The sequence below is a fragment of the Chitinophaga sp. genome (assembly GCF_035564935.1).
Taxonomy (GTDB): Bacteria; Bacteroidota; Bacteroidia; order Chitinophagales; family Chitinophagaceae; genus Chitinophaga.
In genome coordinates this window covers 1-17127 of record NZ_DATMTE010000264.1, presented here as the reverse complement: position 1 = coordinate 17127, position 17127 = coordinate 1, and the positions used below count along the sequence as shown (strand labels likewise).

The window sequence follows — 17127 nt, the reverse complement described above, 5'->3', positions numbered from 1 at the left end:
CCCGATAATTTTTATGATGCAAAAGTAAGGGCCAGCCTGCCACTGATCAATGCAGAGATCTATTACAACCAGAAGATCCGCAAAGAACAGATCACACAACAACAGGCCGCGTTGAATGTATATAAACGGGAACTGGTACGCGATATAAAAACGGCTTATTACCAGTATTACCAGGCGGCGCAGGCAGTAGCTATTTATAACAATGCGTTGTCGCTCATCAATGAAAACATCCGGATCAATGAAAGCATGGTGCGCAATGGCGTTCGCAACAATACCGCCTTGTACCGCGCGCAAACAGAAAAACAAAAAACGGATGCCGATATCAATAAAGCCATTAACGCCCGGAAAAATTCAAAAGCCTATTTTAATTTCCTGCTGAACCGCGGTCTGGATGAGAACATTACCCTGGACAGCACCCTCCTTCAAATGCCGGCACAACTGCCAGGCAAGGATATCAACGACCGGGAAGAACTGGCGCAATACAAAAGCGCTACTAACGTATACCGCTTAAACGAACAACTACAGCGTTCCTACCTGGTACCTAAACTCAGCACCTTTATTGACCTCGGCTCCCAAGGCATGGGCGCACGTTTCGATAAAGACACCCGCTATTATCTTTTTGGCGTAAACCTGGAATGGAACCTGTTTGCCTCCCATAAATACAAGTACAAAATTAAACAGGCTGCCAATGAAGTAGCCACCATTACCAATGCCGCCGACCAAACAACGCAGCAACTGCAGTTACAGTTATATGAAGCAGTAAACAACTACCAGACATCTGTACTGAACTTTAAAACCGCACAAAGCCAGTTGTCCTTTGCAGAAAGGTATTACCGCGACCAGATGAAAGTGTACAAAGAAGGACAATTGCTTTATATAGAATTACTGGATGCGCAGAACCAGCTCACACAGGCCCAGCTGCAAACCGCGGTAGCGCAAGCGGCCGTACAAACAGCTTATGCTTCAGTAGAACGTGCGCAGGCATCTTACGATATCACAAACAATCACAACAACCAATAAATACCTACTCATGAAAAATACATTGCTCCTGCTGCCTCTTTCCGTATTGCTGTTTTCCTGCGGCAGTAAGCCGGCAGCTACCACTACTGTTTCCGATACCATCCCGGTAAAGGTCATGCCGCTGGAAAAACAGGGAACCGCAGTTACCATCAATGCCTCCGGGCAATTTACTACCGATGATGAAGTATATCTTTCTTTCAAAACCAATGGCATCATCAGCAGTATCCTCGTAAAAGAAGGTGATAAAGTACATAAAGGACAATTACTGGCCACACTCAATCTCACTGAAATAAATGCACAGGTGCAGAAAGACCAGCTGGCATTCGAGAAAGCCCAGCGCGATTACCAGCGCATTGTACGGCTGCATAACGACAGCGTGGCCACACAGGAGCAGCTGGAAAACAGTAAAACTACGATGGACCAGGCAAGGCAGCAATTGAGCACCACCCAGTTTAACCGCAGCTTTTCCGCCATTCATGCCACACAGGATGGTTATGTATTACATAAGCTGGTAAGCAGCGGGCAAATGGTGAATGCCGGTACGCCGGTGCTGCAAACCAACGGCGCCAGCAGTTCCCACTGGTTGCTTCGTGTAGGCGTAAGTGATAGAGAATGGGCACAGGTGAAGAATGGCGACAAAGCCAGTATTGAAGTATCCGGCGTTCCCAGCGATACACTAACTGGCATGGTTACACGTAAATCGGAAGGAATTGACGCGCAAAGCGGCACCTTCCTCATTGATGTACAACTCACCGGCAACAAGCCCGCCGCTATCGCGGCCGGCATGTTTGGCCGTTGTCATATTCACGCCGGCGGTACCACCGGCAGTACGGCCTGGAGCATTCCTTACGCTTCCCTGCTGGATGGTAACGGCAGCAGCGGGTTTGTGTTTGTTACCAGCGACAATAAAACCGCACAAAAAATACCCGTTACCATAGCTGGTATGGAAAAAGAAAATGTGCTTATCAGCACCGGCATGGAACAGGCCAAAGCGCTCATCATTTCCGGCAGCGCTTACCTGAAGGATCAATCACCTATCCGTATCATCCAATAACAACAACCATCATGAAAATAGCCAGATATGCCGTAAAAAATTACCAGTTCACCCTGGTGATATTTATAATGATCATCGTGCTGGGCATCACCACTATCCTCAATATGCCCCGCTCTGAAGATCCCGAAATGAAAGCTCCGCAGTATACCGTTATCGTGGTATACCCCGGCACCAGCCCCAAAGACATGGAAGACCTGGTGGTAGATCCTATGGAAAAGGAGATCTACGGGCTGGATGACATCAGGCGGGTGCGTACTTCCATCAGCGATGGCGTAGCCGTGATGCGCGTGGAATATAAATACAGCTCCAATGTAGAACAGAAATACCAGGAACTGGTGAGGGAGGTCAACAACAAACGCCAGGAACTGCCGGCCGACATCTACAGCATAGAAGTACAAAAACAGGAGCCTTCTGATGTGAACGTGCTGCAGGTAGCGCTGATCTCCGAAAACGCTTCCCGCGATAAGCTCCGCTACTACGCCGATAAACTGCAGGATGAACTGGAGAAAGTACCTTCCCTGAAAAATGTAAAACTGCATGGCCTGCCGGAACAGCAGGTAAGAGTAGAATTACAGCTGGATAAAATGGCGCAGCTGCACCTGCCGGTAAGCACCGTAATGGCCGCCATACAAAGCGAAATGGCTAATATCCCCGGAGGTAGTATAGACGCCGGTGAAAAAAGTTTCAACATCAAAACCAGTGGTAACTACCAGCATCTGGATGAGATCAGCAACACCATTGTATCTGCCGGTAACGGGAAAAATATTTTCCTGAAAGATATTGCCCGCGTATACTATGGTTTTGAAGATGAGAAATATTTTGTGCGATTGAACGGTCACCGTTGTGTGGTGGTATCCGCTGCGCAGAAATCCGGTGAAAACATCACCAAAACGCAGATCGCCTATAAACCGGTGATTGAGAAGTTCAAAAAAACATTGCCGGCCAATATCGACATGGTGCAGTACTTCGACCAGGCAGATGCGGTAAACAGCCGCTTAAGCGGCCTGGGAAAAGACTTTATCATTGCCATCCTGTTGGTGGCCTTTACCCTGCTTCCGTTAGGGCAGCGGCCCGCGCTCATTGTAATGATCTCTATCCCCCTGTCGCTTTCCATAGGCATTGTATTGCTGCAGCTATTCGGCTACAACCTGAACCAGTTGAGCATTGTAGGACTGGTAGTGGCATTGGGACTGCTGGTAGATGATAGTATTGTGGTAGTGGAGAATATAGAAAGATGGATGCTGGAAGGACATAGCCGTATGGAGGCTACGCTCAAAGCTACTTCACAGATAGGGCTTGCGGTGATAGGCTGTACCGCCGCATTGGTGATCTCGTTTATGCCGCTGGTATTTATGCCGGAAGGCAGCGGCGATTTTATCCGCAGTCTCCCGCTGGCAGTGATTTTCAGTGTGCTGGCATCAATGGCCGTATCACTCACCATCATCCCGTTCCTTTCCAGCCGTTTGCTGAAGGAACATACCGGCAACCCGGAAGGCAACCTGTTTATGCGCTTGCTCAAAAGGCTTATACACGGCAGTTATGCAAAGCTGCTCGATAAAGCCCTGCATCGCCCGGTGATCACCATCGCTGTATCACTGCTGATCTTCGGCGCCTCCATCGGGCTGTTTAAAGCGATTGGCTTCAGCCTGTTTCCTGCCTCAGAAAAACCACAGTTCCTCATTAATGTATTTACACCGCCACAATCGAACCTGAACTATACCAACAGTATTGTTCAGCAGATTGAAAAAGAACTGAAGCAGGAAAAAATGGTGGCCTCTTATGTCAGCAACATCGGCAAAGGCAATCCACGCATATACTACAACGAAATGCAGGAGAATGAAAGGAGCGATTACGCACAGTTGTTTGTGCAGCTGGACCCGCATACCAATCCGGCCGATAAGAATAAACTCATTGAATCGCTCCGTAAAAAATGGACGCCTTATCCGGGTGCTAAAGTGGAAGTAAAGAACTTTGAACAGGGGCCTCCCATGGTGGCGCCGGTAGAAGTACGCTTATTCGGAGATAATCTGGATACCTTACGATCCCTGGCCGCCAACGTGGAAAAGATGCTGGAAAAAACCCAGGGTACCATCTATATCAACAACCCCGTTAGCAACCTGAAATCGGATATCCGTGTACGTATAGACCGTGAAAAGGCGCAACAGCTGGGTATCCCCACTGCCAATATCGACAGGGTAGTACGTTTAGCCGTGGCCGGTATTAACCTCGGAAAATACAATGATCAGAATGACAACGACTACGACATCCTGCTCACCAAGCAGAAAACGGCCAAACCCACACTGGATGTATTCAGGGATCTGTACGTGAACAACAGCCAGGGAACCGCGATTCCGCTTTCACAAGTGGCACAGCTGCAGCTGGAAACATCTCCCTTAACTATTAAACACCAGGAAAAAAACCGGGTAGTAGCAGTAGGCGCCTTTATAAAGAAAGGCTTCCTCACCGACCAGGTAATAGCCGATGTAGTAAAACAGATGGATGCCGTGAAACTCCCTGCCGGGTATACTTACGAAATGGGTGGCGAAGTGGAAAGCAGGAAAAATTCCTTCGGCGGGTTTATGAGCGTGATCATTGTTACCATCTTCCTTTTTGTGGCCGTACTGATCCTGCAGTTCAAAACGTTCAAGAGTATGCTCATTGTTTTATCAGTGATCCCGTTGGGTATAGTGGGCGCCGCTATTGCGTTGTGGCTCACCGGCAACTCGCTGTCGTTTGTAGCGATCATAGGGCTGATAGCCCTGGCGGGTATTGAAGTGAAGAACACTATTCTGCTGGTAGACTTTACCAACCAGTTACGGATGCAGGGCAAACCGCTGGAAGCCGCCATCCGGGAAGCCGGCGAAGTAAGGTTCCTGCCTATTGTGCTCACTTCTCTTACGGCTATCGGTGGACTAATACCTGTAGCTATTTCCACCAACCCGTTGATTGCGCCGCTGGCTATTGTGCTGATTGGTGGCCTGATCAGCTCTACCCTGCTGTCGCGCATCGTTACCCCGGTGGTATATAAACTGATCCCACCGCGGATTGAAGCCGTTAACAGCAACGGGCATAGTTCACACAAACGGCACAACCGGGAAGAGGAAGAAGAGGCATTATCGCATCATGCGGTAATTCACAATTCGTAATTAGCAATTAGTTCCTTATTTTTACGGCTAATTAGCTAGTCACCAATCCTCTGAAAATTAGTTCTTATGAAAAAAATCTTCCTGGCATTTGCAACCATGCTCCTGGTCATCTGCATCAGTTCACAATCGTCGCAGGCGCAATTGAAACGATTCAGTATCGGCCCTTTTGTTGAAGCGGGCTTCCCTGTGGGCAAGTTCAGCGACACCCACGAAACCGGCTACGGCATTGGTTTGGGCGCCGATGTAAAACTGGTGGCAGGTTTAACAGCCGTGGGTTCTGTAAGCTACTTTCATTTTGGCGGTAAAAGCTTTAATACCGGTGGTGTAAGCGGCGACTACCCGGATTACAATGTAGTACCTATCCGTTTGGGGCTGCGGTACAACCTGGTTTCTATCCTGTATGTAAAGGTAGAAGGCGGTACTGTTCAGTATACCGGCAAAAACTACAATGGCATCGGCGGGCTGGTAGCTCCGGGCATCGGTATCCGTATCCTGGGCCTCGATGTGGAAGGCAAGTATGAAGCATGGTTTAAAGACGGCACAAGAGGTTTCTTTGGCCTGAAAGCCGGATATAATTTCTAAAAGAAAAAGCTGGTAGTTATCGCTACCAGCTTTTTTTATCTCTTTAAAATATCGTTGCGGTCCACGTTCTTTCAAACAACCCATCCGGCGCCAGCCGGTTGATCCCTTCTTTCTCTTCCAGTTGCCCGTTAGTATCCACACTGTCGGCAATACCGCACCAGGGCTCAATACATACAAAATCTGCATCCCTGGCGGCCCATATACCCATATAAGGAAAGCCTTCAAAGGCCAGCGTTAAACCATGCGGCGTATGGTTACTTTTTATACTGATGGCGGTAGACGCCAGCTGTTTAAATACCAGGGCATCATTGTAAAACAGGGACTTCTTCAGCGGTAATTCGTGTGTGCGTTGAAGATAGGGTACCGGAGCTGTTTCTACCTGTCCGCCGGCAGACAACGGCCAGATCCCCGCTTCCTCTTCTTTATTAAAATACAGGTAATAATCTTCGTACGTTGTACCAGGTACCAGCGGAAGTTTAAAAGCCGGGTGCGCCCCTACGGAAAAGAGCAGGGTTTTATCGTCCCGGTTAAGCACCTGGTAAGTTACCTGGAGCTGATCGTCTTGCAGGAGGTACTGGATGGTAAAATCGAACCGGAAAGGATATACCTTAAGGGTGGTATCACTGTCTGAAAGACGGAGACTAACGTATTCCATTCCCTGCTCCGTTACTGCAAACAGCTGTTCCCTGGCAAAACCATGGCGGCCCAGCGTATAGTGATCGCCACGATACTGGTAAGTATTATCTTTCAGCCCGCCGACAATAGGGAATAACACGGGGCTTTTCTTGCCCCAGAAGGCGGGGTCGCCGCTCCATAAATATTCGAGGCCGGTGTCGTTGCGGACAATGCTCTGGAGTTCTGCTCCCTGGGGGTTCACCATTACGGTGAGTTTTTCATTGGAAATCTTTATCATAATATGAGGGTCTTATAACTAGAACAATGCGAAGATAACCCGTAAATGGAACAAAGCTTTGTACCTTTGCCAGGTATTTTTAAACTTATAAACCGAAGGCATAATGGAATCATTAAAAGGAAAGAAGGCCCTGATCACCGGTGGTGGCAAAGGCATAGGCCGTGCGCTGGCAGTGGCGCTGGCACAGGAAGGCGTAGATATAGCCCTGCTGGGACGTAGTGCCGGTTCATTGGAGGCAGTGGCAAAAGAGATCAGCGGTACAGGCGTAAAAACAGCCTATGCTACCGCAGATGTGAGCGATATACAGGCAGTGAATGAGGCATTAGCCCTGCTTACAAAGGAACTGGGCGAACCCGATATCCTGATCAACAACGCCGGTATTGCTGCTTTTGGGGGTTTCATGGAGCTGGAACCCGCCCAATGGGAACAGATCATCCGGGTAAACCTGCTGGGGGTATATTATGTAACCCGGGCCGTATTACCAGGTATGATAGCCAGAAAAACAGGCGATATTATCAATATATCCTCCACTGCAGGACAAAGAGGCGCACCGCTCACCAGCGCCTACAGCGCTTCCAAGTTCGGCCTGCTGGGCTTAACCGAATCGCTGATGCTGGAAGTGAGAAAACATAATATCAGGGTAAGCGCCTTAACACCGAGCACCATTGCAACGGACATGGCAAAGGATCTGAACCTGACGGATGGCAATCCCGATAAAGTATTACAGCCGGAAGACCTGGCGGAGTTTGTAGTGGCGCAGCTGAAGCTGAACAGAAGAGTGCTGGTGAAATCAGCCGGGTTATGGTCTACCAATCCCTGATAACACTATTTATTTCAGCGGGGGCGTACTCCCGCTGAAATAATAGTCTCCTTATTTTTTATTGCAGATACGGTAGGCGTACCCGATAGAAGCAGTGGCTGCGCCGATATTATTTTTACCATTGGCAGATCCCTTCTGGATGTTAAGGAAGCCATAGTTCCCTCCTCCTTCCACAAATATCTGGTTACGGCCAAAGATATAAGCCAGTCCTACGTTTCCGCTTACCCCTACGTTGAAAGTATGTAGCTGGTCCCGGATATTTGTTGTTTTATCGAAAGATTGCGGTGGTGAAATGGGTTGTTTACCTTCCTCATCCAGGTAAGCAACGCTGTTTCCATTGGTTACCTGTTTGGCGCTCAGGAGGAAGCCTGCGAAAGGACCTGCATCTACGTATAGGCGTAAGGGCGAAGTTGGCCCCAGGTTCCAGCCAAATTTGGCAAGGATAGGCACCATCAGGTAATTCATTTTTGCCTGGCTTTCGAAATCGGCATACAGGTAGGTGGGTGCCGGCATACCCTGGGGCAGTGCCGGAGCCATTTCGGGGGGAAACGGGAACGCCTGCAGCCCTGTTTTCTTCCCTCCCTGCGAGGAGTAGGAGATCATGGCTTCAATAGAAAAGAGTTTGCTGACATGATATTCTCCGAAGATCCCGAAGTCGGGCCCCTGCCGGGAGCTGTAGCCGGTATTAAGCGGGTTGCTCTCACTGCCGCCGGCAGTAAGGTTGGGAATACTGATACCTCCCCGAACACCCAGATCAACCTGGGCATTTGCCTGCAAACAGCCTAAAAGCAGCATGACAGGCAGCAGCCATTTGTAAGAACAGTGGAATTTCATAGTGATTAATTGTAAACCGAATTTACTGATTATCTCACATTACTCAGCCAACCTGCAATAAACAACAATACTTCCCTCTTTGCGGGCTCGTTATGCATTTCGTGGTACATTCCCTCCCACTCGCGGTAGGTAAGCAATGCGGAGGGCGCTCTTGCGGCAAACAGGCGCGAGCCTTCCACCGCGGTAAATTCATCGGCGTTCCCATGGATGAGCAGGCATGGCACACATAGTTCTGCGGCGTGTTCCAGGCACCAGGCGCCGTTGCTGATCATGTCGTTGGCAAGCCGCAGGCTCAGTTTACCGTGACGCAACGGATCAGTCCTGAAATTCTCTACGGCCGACTTATCATGTGAAATTTTATTGATGTCCAGTCCCTGGCCTATCCGGAGATTGGGCGCTATGGCGCTGGCCAGTTTCAGCACTCCTTTCAGAAAGCGTCCCGGCCGCATACCTATGATGAGCGCCGGTGCGGAAATAACTGCCGCCAGGACCACCGGTTGGCGCCGGAGCAGGAACCCCGTGAGCACACCGCCGCCCATACTATGACCATACATCACTACCGGTTTGCGGTAAGTTTGTTCCACATGGCGGACAAAGCTCTGCAGGTAATCAAACATAAATGCAAAACCCCTGGAAGCGCCTTTTGCACCGTCGCTCTGGCCGTGGCCATAATGATCGATGCCTATCACCGCATATCCCTCCTGCATAAAAAAGGAGGCTACATGATCGTAACGGCCCATATGTTCCCCGATCCCATGTACAATGATCATCACCCGCCCGAAATTGCCTGGGATCCAGTTGATACCATGAAACCTGGTGCGCTGGTAAAACCAGTAAAATTCATTCATAGCCGGAAGTGCTGGTGCAGAAACGAAGATAAAGAATATCTTTACGCCCGATTTCAACCAGGTAAAATTAACTGAACACACACATGAGCAAACAAGCCACCACTTCGCCGGTATACAGCATTCCTTTAAGTTACCGTAAGATGGAAAACCTTCATATTGTTTTCTGGCTGCTGAAAGATATCAGCTGGTGTATGATATGGAAACCACTGGGCTTTGCAATGATCTTTCCCACACTGATCATCTCCATCGTTATTGCGTGGCGTACCCGCCAGTTTATGTCGGAGCTGTGTCATAACGTGGCTATTACCGTATGGATTGCGGCCAACTCCTACTGGATGATCAGCGAATTTTTCCACTTTGATGCAACTGTAATTACCGGCGATATTACCTATAAACATCTCGCACTGATCCCGTTTGTTACGGGCATACTGATACTGGCTTATTACTACCTGTATTACCAGCCCAGGCATAAGGAAGAAGCTGAAGTGATCACTGAATAAGATGTGCATCCAGCAACCGTTGTATTTCCGGTTCAAGTAATGCTTCTTTTTCGACTGTAATGTTCACCAGGTAATAATTATTCCCGCTGCAAAGCGCGTCCCATCGCCATTCCAGCTGACTGCTGCTGCGGCGGGTACGGCTTTCATACCACCAGGCCGTATATAATGTGCTCTTATCTTTCTTCAGTTCGGCGGTATATATCCTGGCGCCCTGTACAAACCGTTCCTGTATCTTATAAAATCCAAAGCCGCTTCCTTTCCAGCAGATCATGGGCTGATGATCCGTAAAGTAAAAGCCCGGGATGCCTTTTATATATAACAGGCTACCGGCGGTGGTTTGTTTCACAATATTATCTTCCAGGGAGGTATAGCTGTAACCTGGCAGCTGCTTTACCTGCTGGTCCATTTTAACTGTGGGGGCACTCTCCTTGGTTGCTACAGCTACAATGCCGGCCAACAGCAGCAGTTGCAATGCCATCCCATACCGCGGCAACACTGGTGTATCATCGCGTTGCAAGGGCGCTTTTCCATAACGTTGCAGCATCCATTTTACGCCGCGCAATAACGGAAGTACCACATAGGTCAGCAATGCAATAATTCCTATGGCATCGTGCGCGGGTGTTTCAGGGGGCAGCCCCAGCTGCACCAGCAGTATGATGCGGAACAGGTTGGCAATAATATTTAAACCGGTAATAACTACTAACAGCAGAAATACGCCGGTAACTGGCAGCACCTTGTGGTACCGGCGCTGGTAAACGGCTATCAGCATTACACCGCATAACAGGGAGGTAAGCATCATCTGCAGCCCCATACATGCCGGATCTACACTAAATTCATGTTTCCCCACCAGGATCATATTCCCAACGGTGGTAACCTGCGGATTTATACCCGCCAATACTTTACCGGCCATGCCCGTAAGCCATAGCCTGATCGGAAAACTGAAAACATTCACCACAAAATCTATGGCCGGCGCAATGAGCGCAGCAGTGATGAAAATGAGCGTTTGTAATCTCCCGTAAAAAAATTCAATGACAAAAAACAACGCAGTGATGAGGGTAGCATAGCGGAAAGTTAATACCGGTATCTTCCACCACAGCAATAAAAATAGCAGCGCCATCCAGCCGCAACGGGTACTTCCGGAGCGGAACCGGTCGGTCTGGAACACCACTCCCATAGCCACTATACACAGCATAAAAAAGGCGCTCTTCCAGGCGAAATAGCGGGGTAGTTCCAATATGCCAAGCACCAGGTAAATTACCGGCAGTAATATTGCCGGCAGTTTTGTACACCTGGCGGATAAGCGTGTATACGGTAACGTTAGCATATACTTTTCTTTCTTCTGAATAATTTTTCAAACCTTACATACATAAGTATAGCTACTGCAATAATAAACAATGCCCATTCATGCGGCTCAGGCACCGCGCCATGTCCGTTCAGTGAAGCGTTCTTCAGGCCGTTCACATCATCGGCAATATTGAACTTATCGTAATCCGCCTGGGTTTCAAGCACAATCAGGCTGGATACGGGCGTTACCACGTTAGCCGCTTTAGCAGCGTTGGTCAATGCAGTATCGGCAGCAAGGTCCGTCGCTGTTACTTTGGGTCCCAGTTGCTGCAGGATGAAATTATAAGCAAACAAACGCGCCAGGTGATCAGGCCCCTGGGTCCGGGTGCTATCCATACTGCGGGCAATGCGGATCTGCGCGCCTGTTATAATGAGCTGGTTACTGTCTTCCTCGTACCGCTGAAAACTGTTGTTGCGCAACTGCGTCAGCAACTGCTTCGCTGTGCCATTTTCGTATAGTAATGAACGTGACTCCTTCAGGGTGGCCAGGTAGGGACTAAGTGTATTACCTATATTGTATAATTTTATTTTTTTGTGAGACAGGAAACGGCGCAGCTGATCCCTGAAAACAGATTTATCCAGGTCCCCCAACTGGGGCGATACATCCGCTGATGCACTGATCACCAGGGCGGCAGCGGGGTCTGTTATCTTATAAAAAGGAAACAGGGAAAAGCGCTGTTCCTGCAGCTCCCGGAAGAGTGCTTCCTTATTATCATCTTTCACGGCCACCATGCCTTTCCGGGGATGAAACACCCAAACTTTTTTATCATGCAGTTGGAAAAGAATCTCCCGGTAATCATCGTAGTTCCAGCTGCAATTCACATCCAGGTAATAGTTGGCCGGTGCAAAGAATTGATAGGATGGTTTATAGGGCAACAACGTATACCTTTCACCGTTAAAGCTGAATGCAGCATTGTCTGTCGTTTCATTGGGCATACTCAGTTCCCAGTCTGCGTTATACTTCCCGGTTTTCCCTACTGTTTTTCCCTGCTCTGCATAAAACCCTGCTGGATAGTTCAGGTTTTCCGGCCACTTATCCATGTTTAATTTTACTTCGTAAGATGCATCTTCATGTGCCGGACCTTCAAACCATACCGGCTCATACAGCAGTTTATCCTGCTGTACTTTTAACGGGGAAGTGATACCTATCTTAAACTTCCGTTCCTCATTCCGTTGTACCGGGAACACACGTACCACCACCCGGTTGCCTTCCTGCCAGTGAACCACCGATGGATCGCGGCGTTCCCTGCCTACTACTTCCGCATAGGCTGCTGCTGCCTTTCCCTTTGTAGTAAGGATCGCTTTTTCTTCCTGGTTGTTGATCCACAGCGATAATGAAGTGACCACTCCTCCTTCCGGCAAATGAAAGGTATAAATTGCCTCTTCGCTGTCGCTCCATCGTTGCTGCGGAACATTCTTCACCGTGTAAATATTTTCTGTGTAAGCCAGGTGGTATTGCGGCCAGATGTTAGCTGTTGACCGCACACTGGTGGTTACCAGGTCTTTCCCGCTCCAGTAGCGTTCCTCGGCATAATGTCTTTTATTATGCAGCACATTCAGCATTTGCAGCCGTTCATCCAACGGAATATCAATAACTCCCAACACCGCGCCCGCAGTCATAAACAGGGGATCATGGGTTCTTTTTTCGCCATATTCTCTTTCAGGTATTTCCCAGAGACTGAAATTGTCGTGAACACCGGGACTGGTATAAACAATGTCTGTTTTCAAAAGTTGCGCGGTGATAAAATCGGGCTCCGATTCCTGTGCAGCCCGCACCCATGGCGGCAGTTCTTCCATCGCGGGGTTACTGCTTTTCCTGTATGCCTGTTCTATTTTATACTTGTCGTTCACATATATCACGCAGTATACTATTACTGCCAGCACCGACAATGCGCCTGTGCTTAAATAAGTAAGCCGGTAGCCGCGTACAGGCCATATCAGATTCCTTACCATACGGAGATTAAACCAGATCAGGAAAATGGGTGAAAAGGTAACAATAGAAAGCCCGATAACAACCAGGCCGATCAGGCTGACCAGATACGCAGGCACCAGGTAAAAAGCCAGATAAAAAGGCAACAACAATGTAAATCCAAGTACCGCGCATTGCAGGTATCTTACCCATTCCGGCCATCTTTCAAAAAATCCGAATGCCAGGATATTCGCGCAAATAAACACCAGCATAACCGCCATCCATAAGGCAGATGATTCAAATACACGAATGGACTCATTAACAGTATAGGCGTCTGTGAGCAGCAGTACCACGAATACAGACGTCACCTTCCTTCTCCCCTCCCATGGTTTAAGAAAGCCGCCTATCCAGCAACTAAAAAAATAAAGTAAGAGGATAAAGTGAGTAATAATAAATACGCCTTCGGTGGTGGCTTCTGCGGAAGGGAAACAGGAATAACACCTGGCGATAAGGGCAAAACATAGCAATGTAAGGCCGAACACATAAGGCGCCGGCAGGGCTCTGGAGGTATTGACTTCCATCATGAATGATTTGAATACCTATCAAAGATATGTAATAAAAAGTACTTTGCGTTACAAAGTGCAAATAAATATTTAGCTTGATTAAAACCCAGGGAGCATTTTAATCGGTTTTACCATATGCGCTACGGATATCCAGTTGCAATGAATCGGCGGAAGGAAGTACATGTATGCCGTCGGGGTTCATTGTTAACCCGGCGTAGCCCAAGGTATTGCTGATAATTAACAGGAAAAGCAATGCCGGCTGGTTTCAGTCGGATAATGTTCACCGACAATGCAGGAACTTCCCAGTTGAACTGTGCCGCTGCGTTGTTAATAGTGGAACTATGCGGGATGTATGCTTCCGGCGCTGCAAAAGAGTTTTCAGCTTCCGGTTTGTCTGCCGTTAAGATGATAACCTCCGCTACCCGGCTAACCGCTGTGCCATTAAGATTAATATCTGCCTTTACAGGAGTGTTGCAGGCATTTACGATCTTAAGAACAATGTCCCCCGTTTTCTCATCTTTTCCTGCAATGGAGAATAATGGCTGTGATTCACGATAGGTCATCAACAGGGAATCATCCAGGTAGCACTTCACTTCATCATGATTCACTTCCAGGCGGATATTGTACCAGCGGCCGGATTTCAGTGGCGCTTTCAATTGCACCGGGTTGCTGATCCCTGCAACGTCATACCCGTTGGTTACACTTTCAAACATGGCATTGGAATTAAGCCACGAACCGATATGGGCCCGCAGGCAGGTATTGGTATCCTTTACTGCAAAAGGGATAATGAAAGCATTTACTCCACCTGTTTTGCGGGCTTTTAATGAAAGCGTATATGCGTTAAAGTGATGACCCTGCAGAACGGCCAGTTGTTGTGCACCTTCCGCTGGCGCCGGCATTGAAGTGGATAAGATTTACGGGCCAGTCCACATCATGTTCGTTCACCAGCAGCGGCGCATAACTGCTCATCTTCACCAGGTCTGCATTCTTTTCCATACTCATTACATACACGGCATCATTGAGTGCCGCCTGCAGGTTGCCCGCTCCTAAACCGGCATGACTGATCTCTTCAAAGAAAATACCATGCAGGGTAGACGGAACAACCGCTCCTTTCTCTGCCGTATTTACCCTGATTTCCGCCCTGTTCTGGGCCGTGGCCGGGCCACCACCTGCCAGCAGGCAGATAAGCGCCAGGAAGCCTTGTTTTACGCGATCCATAATTACTCAACTATCCATTCATGTATACCGGCCGCATTATCTGCCGGCAATTGTACTTCCAGTTTCAGAGCCGTAGTAGTCACCGGGTCAAAGGTGATGGTGTTATATTTATCCTTTGCGGTGGTGTACGGCGTTTTAGCATTCACGGGTTTCCATTCCGTTCCTTCTTTGTAATACAGCTTCCACGCAGCAGGCACCCTGCAGCCGCCAAAAGGGCCATCATCGTACCAGTATACTTTGGAACGGCTCACCGTGTGACTGCCGTCGAATGTGTACTGCACCCATTCCGTGGTGCCTTTGGCCGGCCACCAGTGCAGGTAAAGAGCGCTGTTATCTTTGGAATCCATTGGTTCATACTGGTCGTTCAGCGCCATGTACATCCGCTGGTTTTTTACTGAGGCCGTTACCTTGCTTTTGGAGGCGATGGTGGGCGCTGGCTTAGGACGGGCAGCAGAAGCTTCAAACGGGATCCATACGGTCATTTCAGCGGGTCCTCGGTTGGCCCACGAAAAATACGGTATAGCCGTTACCGTTTGATGGCTGCTGATGAGTGAATCGGAGTTCAGCTGCCTGCTGGCGGAAGTGCCGGGCATTTGCAGGGTCATTATACCACTGAGCAGGTCGGGGCGGTACACAGGAGAGATCACTGCCGCTTTATCCACCACTATATTCTGTACAGTGGCATCTTTATTATCCGGTCCTTCCAGGCAATACATAACGGGACCGCGTTCAAGCGCAAAGCGGGAGTGATCATCTTTTACTTCGGCAGTTGCCAGCACCTTTTTTACCTCCATTGGAAAATCCAGCGTTACCTTATCTCCCTTCTTCCAGGAACGGTTAATCACCGCATAACCTTTTTCCATCGTATAGTCGATGGGGTTACCATTCAGCAGGATAGGTATCTTTACAGCTGAGCTGTCTTCTTCAAAATACAGGTTACCAGGCACCGGCTTGTTTTCCACCCAGCCCGGAATACGCACCCGCAGGGCAAAGGCGGCGGGTTTCACCGGGTTCACCGTGATCTCGTCTTTCCCCTTCCAGGGATAATCGGTTTGCTGCACTATATGTACTTTCCCTGCTTTCAGTTGTATGGTGGCAGAATCTCCTACAAACAGGTTAATGTACAGGTCATTGTCTTTCTGTGCATACACATAGCCAGGCATGGAGGGCAGGAAGCGGGTCATATTGGAAATACAACAGGCGCAACCAAACCAGGCGCTTCGCTGGTGTTGTCCCATAGAGGCCAGCGGGTTAGGATAAAAGAAACGATCCCCGCTGATGGATACGCCGGAGAGCAAACCATTATACAGTGTGCGTTCCAGTACGTCAATATATTTTGCATCGCCATGCAGGAGAAACATACGGCTGTTCCAGTATACGTTGGCAATTGCCGCGCAGGTTTCCGCGTAGGCCGACATATTCGGCAATTCATACGCCGCGCCAAATGCTTCACCGGCGCCGGTTGCGCCAATTCCCCCGGTGATGTATAACTTCCGGTCTACCACATCATCCCAGATATCATCAATGGCTGCCAGGTATTTGCGATCGCCTGTTAAGGCGGCTACATCGGCCATACCGGTGTACATGTAAGTGGCGCGTACCGCATGTCCTACAGCTTCATGCTGGTCTGTTACCTTTTTATGCGACTGGCTGTATTCCTGGCTGTAGGGCGTACCCGGCCCCCGCACGTCCAGGAAAAATTTAGCCAGGTCCAGGTAGGCTTTGTTACCGGTTACCCGGTAAAGACGGGTAAGCCCTGTTTCTACGATCTGATGCCCCGGGAATTTTTCTTCCTTGCCCCAACCAAAGTCGCGCACCAGCAGATCGGCATTGCGGATGGCAATATCCAGCAGCGTTCTTTTGCCGGTAGCCTGGTAATGCGCTACTGCAGCTTCGAACAGGTGGCCGGAGTTATACAGCTCATGGCTCAGGTCCTCTTCTTTTTCCCATCGTTTACTCCCTATCCATTCATGCGGCTTTGCTGCTTTCACAGTACGAAAAGTATAGAGGTACCCGTCCTTTTCCTGTGCAGCGCCGATAATGCTGATCAGTGTATCCAGGTATTTTTCCAGCCCGGGGTTGGGTTGCATCTGCAACCCATAGGAAGCTCCTTCTATTATTTTATACAGGTCAGTATCATCAAAGGTGTATTCTGTAAGCTTATCGCCCGGCAACTTTCCGGCTGCCCGTAAAAAATTATCAATACGACCTGTCTTTTTACATTGCTCCAATGTATATGGAATGGTTACGGTAGCATTGGTCCTTATCTTCGGCGCCCAGAAATGATCGTTTACCCTCACCTGCGTGAAGGCCACCGGCTTAATCGGGTAATCTTTCTGCAGCTGTGCCTGCACAGTTGTACCGGCCACCAGCAAC

Annotated in this window: 14 protein-coding genes; 6 read left to right on the top strand and 8 right to left on the bottom strand. The window is 49.0% G+C overall.

The window, feature by feature from the left end; all coding sequences use genetic code 11:
• The 4 genes from VN105_RS07040 to VN105_RS07025 form a co-directional block, all read left to right on the top strand.
• Window positions 1-1020: TolC family protein (locus tag VN105_RS07040; protein ID WP_325639291.1), on the top strand; the 1020-nt coding region annotated here is incomplete at its 5' end.
• A 10-nt stretch (window positions 1021-1030) separates the two neighbouring features.
• Window positions 1031-2074 (top strand): efflux RND transporter periplasmic adaptor subunit, encoded by a 1044-nt coding sequence (locus VN105_RS07035; protein ID WP_325639289.1) that lies wholly within the window; start codon window positions 1031-1033, stop codon window positions 2072-2074.
• A gap of 11 nt (window positions 2075-2085) precedes the next feature.
• The gene (locus VN105_RS07030) at window positions 2086-5220 is read left to right on the top strand and encodes an efflux RND transporter permease subunit (protein WP_325639287.1); all 3135 of its coding nucleotides are present in this window, start codon (window positions 2086-2088) and stop codon (window positions 5218-5220) included.
• Between the two features lie 66 nt (window positions 5221-5286).
• Window positions 5287-5802 (top strand): hypothetical protein, encoded by a 516-nt coding sequence (locus VN105_RS07025; protein ID WP_325639285.1) that lies wholly within the window; start codon window positions 5287-5289, stop codon window positions 5800-5802.
• Window positions 5803-5845: 43 nt separating this feature from the next.
• Here the strand turns inward: VN105_RS07025 and VN105_RS07020 are convergent, their stop codons facing one another.
• On the bottom strand, window positions 5846-6715 hold the full coding sequence (locus VN105_RS07020) for an aldose 1-epimerase family protein (protein ID WP_325639283.1): 870 nt from the start codon (window positions 6713-6715) through the stop codon (window positions 5846-5848).
• A gap of 103 nt (window positions 6716-6818) precedes the next feature.
• Between VN105_RS07020 and VN105_RS07015 the strand changes: the two genes are divergently transcribed.
• Window positions 6819-7535 carry a 3-ketoacyl-ACP reductase gene (locus VN105_RS07015; protein WP_325639281.1) on the top strand — a complete coding sequence of 239 codons (717 nt, stop codon included), beginning with the start codon at window positions 6819-6821 and terminating at the stop codon, window positions 7533-7535.
• 51 nt (window positions 7536-7586) lie between these two features.
• Here the strand turns inward: VN105_RS07015 and VN105_RS07010 are convergent, their stop codons facing one another.
• Window positions 7587-8369, bottom strand: coding sequence for a porin family protein (locus VN105_RS07010; protein WP_325639279.1), 783 nt, complete (start codon window positions 8367-8369; stop codon window positions 7587-7589).
• Between the two features lie 29 nt (window positions 8370-8398).
• Window positions 8399-9217 (bottom strand): lysophospholipase, encoded by an 819-nt coding sequence (locus VN105_RS07005; RefSeq protein ID WP_325639277.1) that lies wholly within the window; start codon window positions 9215-9217, stop codon window positions 8399-8401.
• Window positions 9218-9300: 83 nt separating this feature from the next.
• Between VN105_RS07005 and VN105_RS07000 the strand changes: the two genes are divergently transcribed.
• Window positions 9301-9717, top strand: coding sequence for a hypothetical protein (locus VN105_RS07000; protein ID WP_325639275.1), 417 nt, complete (start codon window positions 9301-9303; stop codon window positions 9715-9717).
• Here VN105_RS07000 and xrtN read toward each other — a convergent pair.
• The 5 genes from xrtN to VN105_RS06975 form a co-directional block, all read right to left on the bottom strand.
• Window positions 9707-11041 (bottom strand): exosortase N, encoded by a 1335-nt coding sequence (gene xrtN / locus VN105_RS06995; RefSeq protein WP_325639273.1) that lies wholly within the window; start codon window positions 11039-11041, stop codon window positions 9707-9709. The two genes, VN105_RS07000 and xrtN, sit on opposite strands and share 11 nt — an antisense overlap.
• Entirely contained in the window at window positions 11035-13551 is a 2517-nt protein-coding gene (locus VN105_RS06990; RefSeq protein WP_325639271.1) for an XrtN system VIT domain-containing protein, read from the bottom strand. Before VN105_RS06990 ends, xrtN begins: the two co-directional genes overlap by 7 nt.
• Window positions 13552-13673: 122 nt before the next feature.
• Window positions 13674-14432, bottom strand: a complete 759-nt coding sequence (locus VN105_RS06985; RefSeq protein WP_325639269.1) for an alpha-L-arabinofuranosidase C-terminal domain-containing protein — start codon at window positions 14430-14432, stop codon at window positions 13674-13676.
• Window positions 14374-14751 carry an alpha-L-arabinofuranosidase C-terminal domain-containing protein gene (locus VN105_RS06980; protein WP_325639267.1) on the bottom strand — a complete coding sequence of 126 codons (378 nt, stop codon included), beginning with the start codon at window positions 14749-14751 and terminating at the stop codon, window positions 14374-14376. Before VN105_RS06980 ends, VN105_RS06985 begins: the two co-directional genes overlap by 59 nt.
• Before the next feature lie 2 nt (window positions 14752-14753).
• Window positions 14754-17127, bottom strand: a 2374-nt coding sequence (locus tag VN105_RS06975) for a glycoside hydrolase family 127 protein (protein ID WP_325639265.1), incomplete at its 5' end; no start/stop codon positions are given.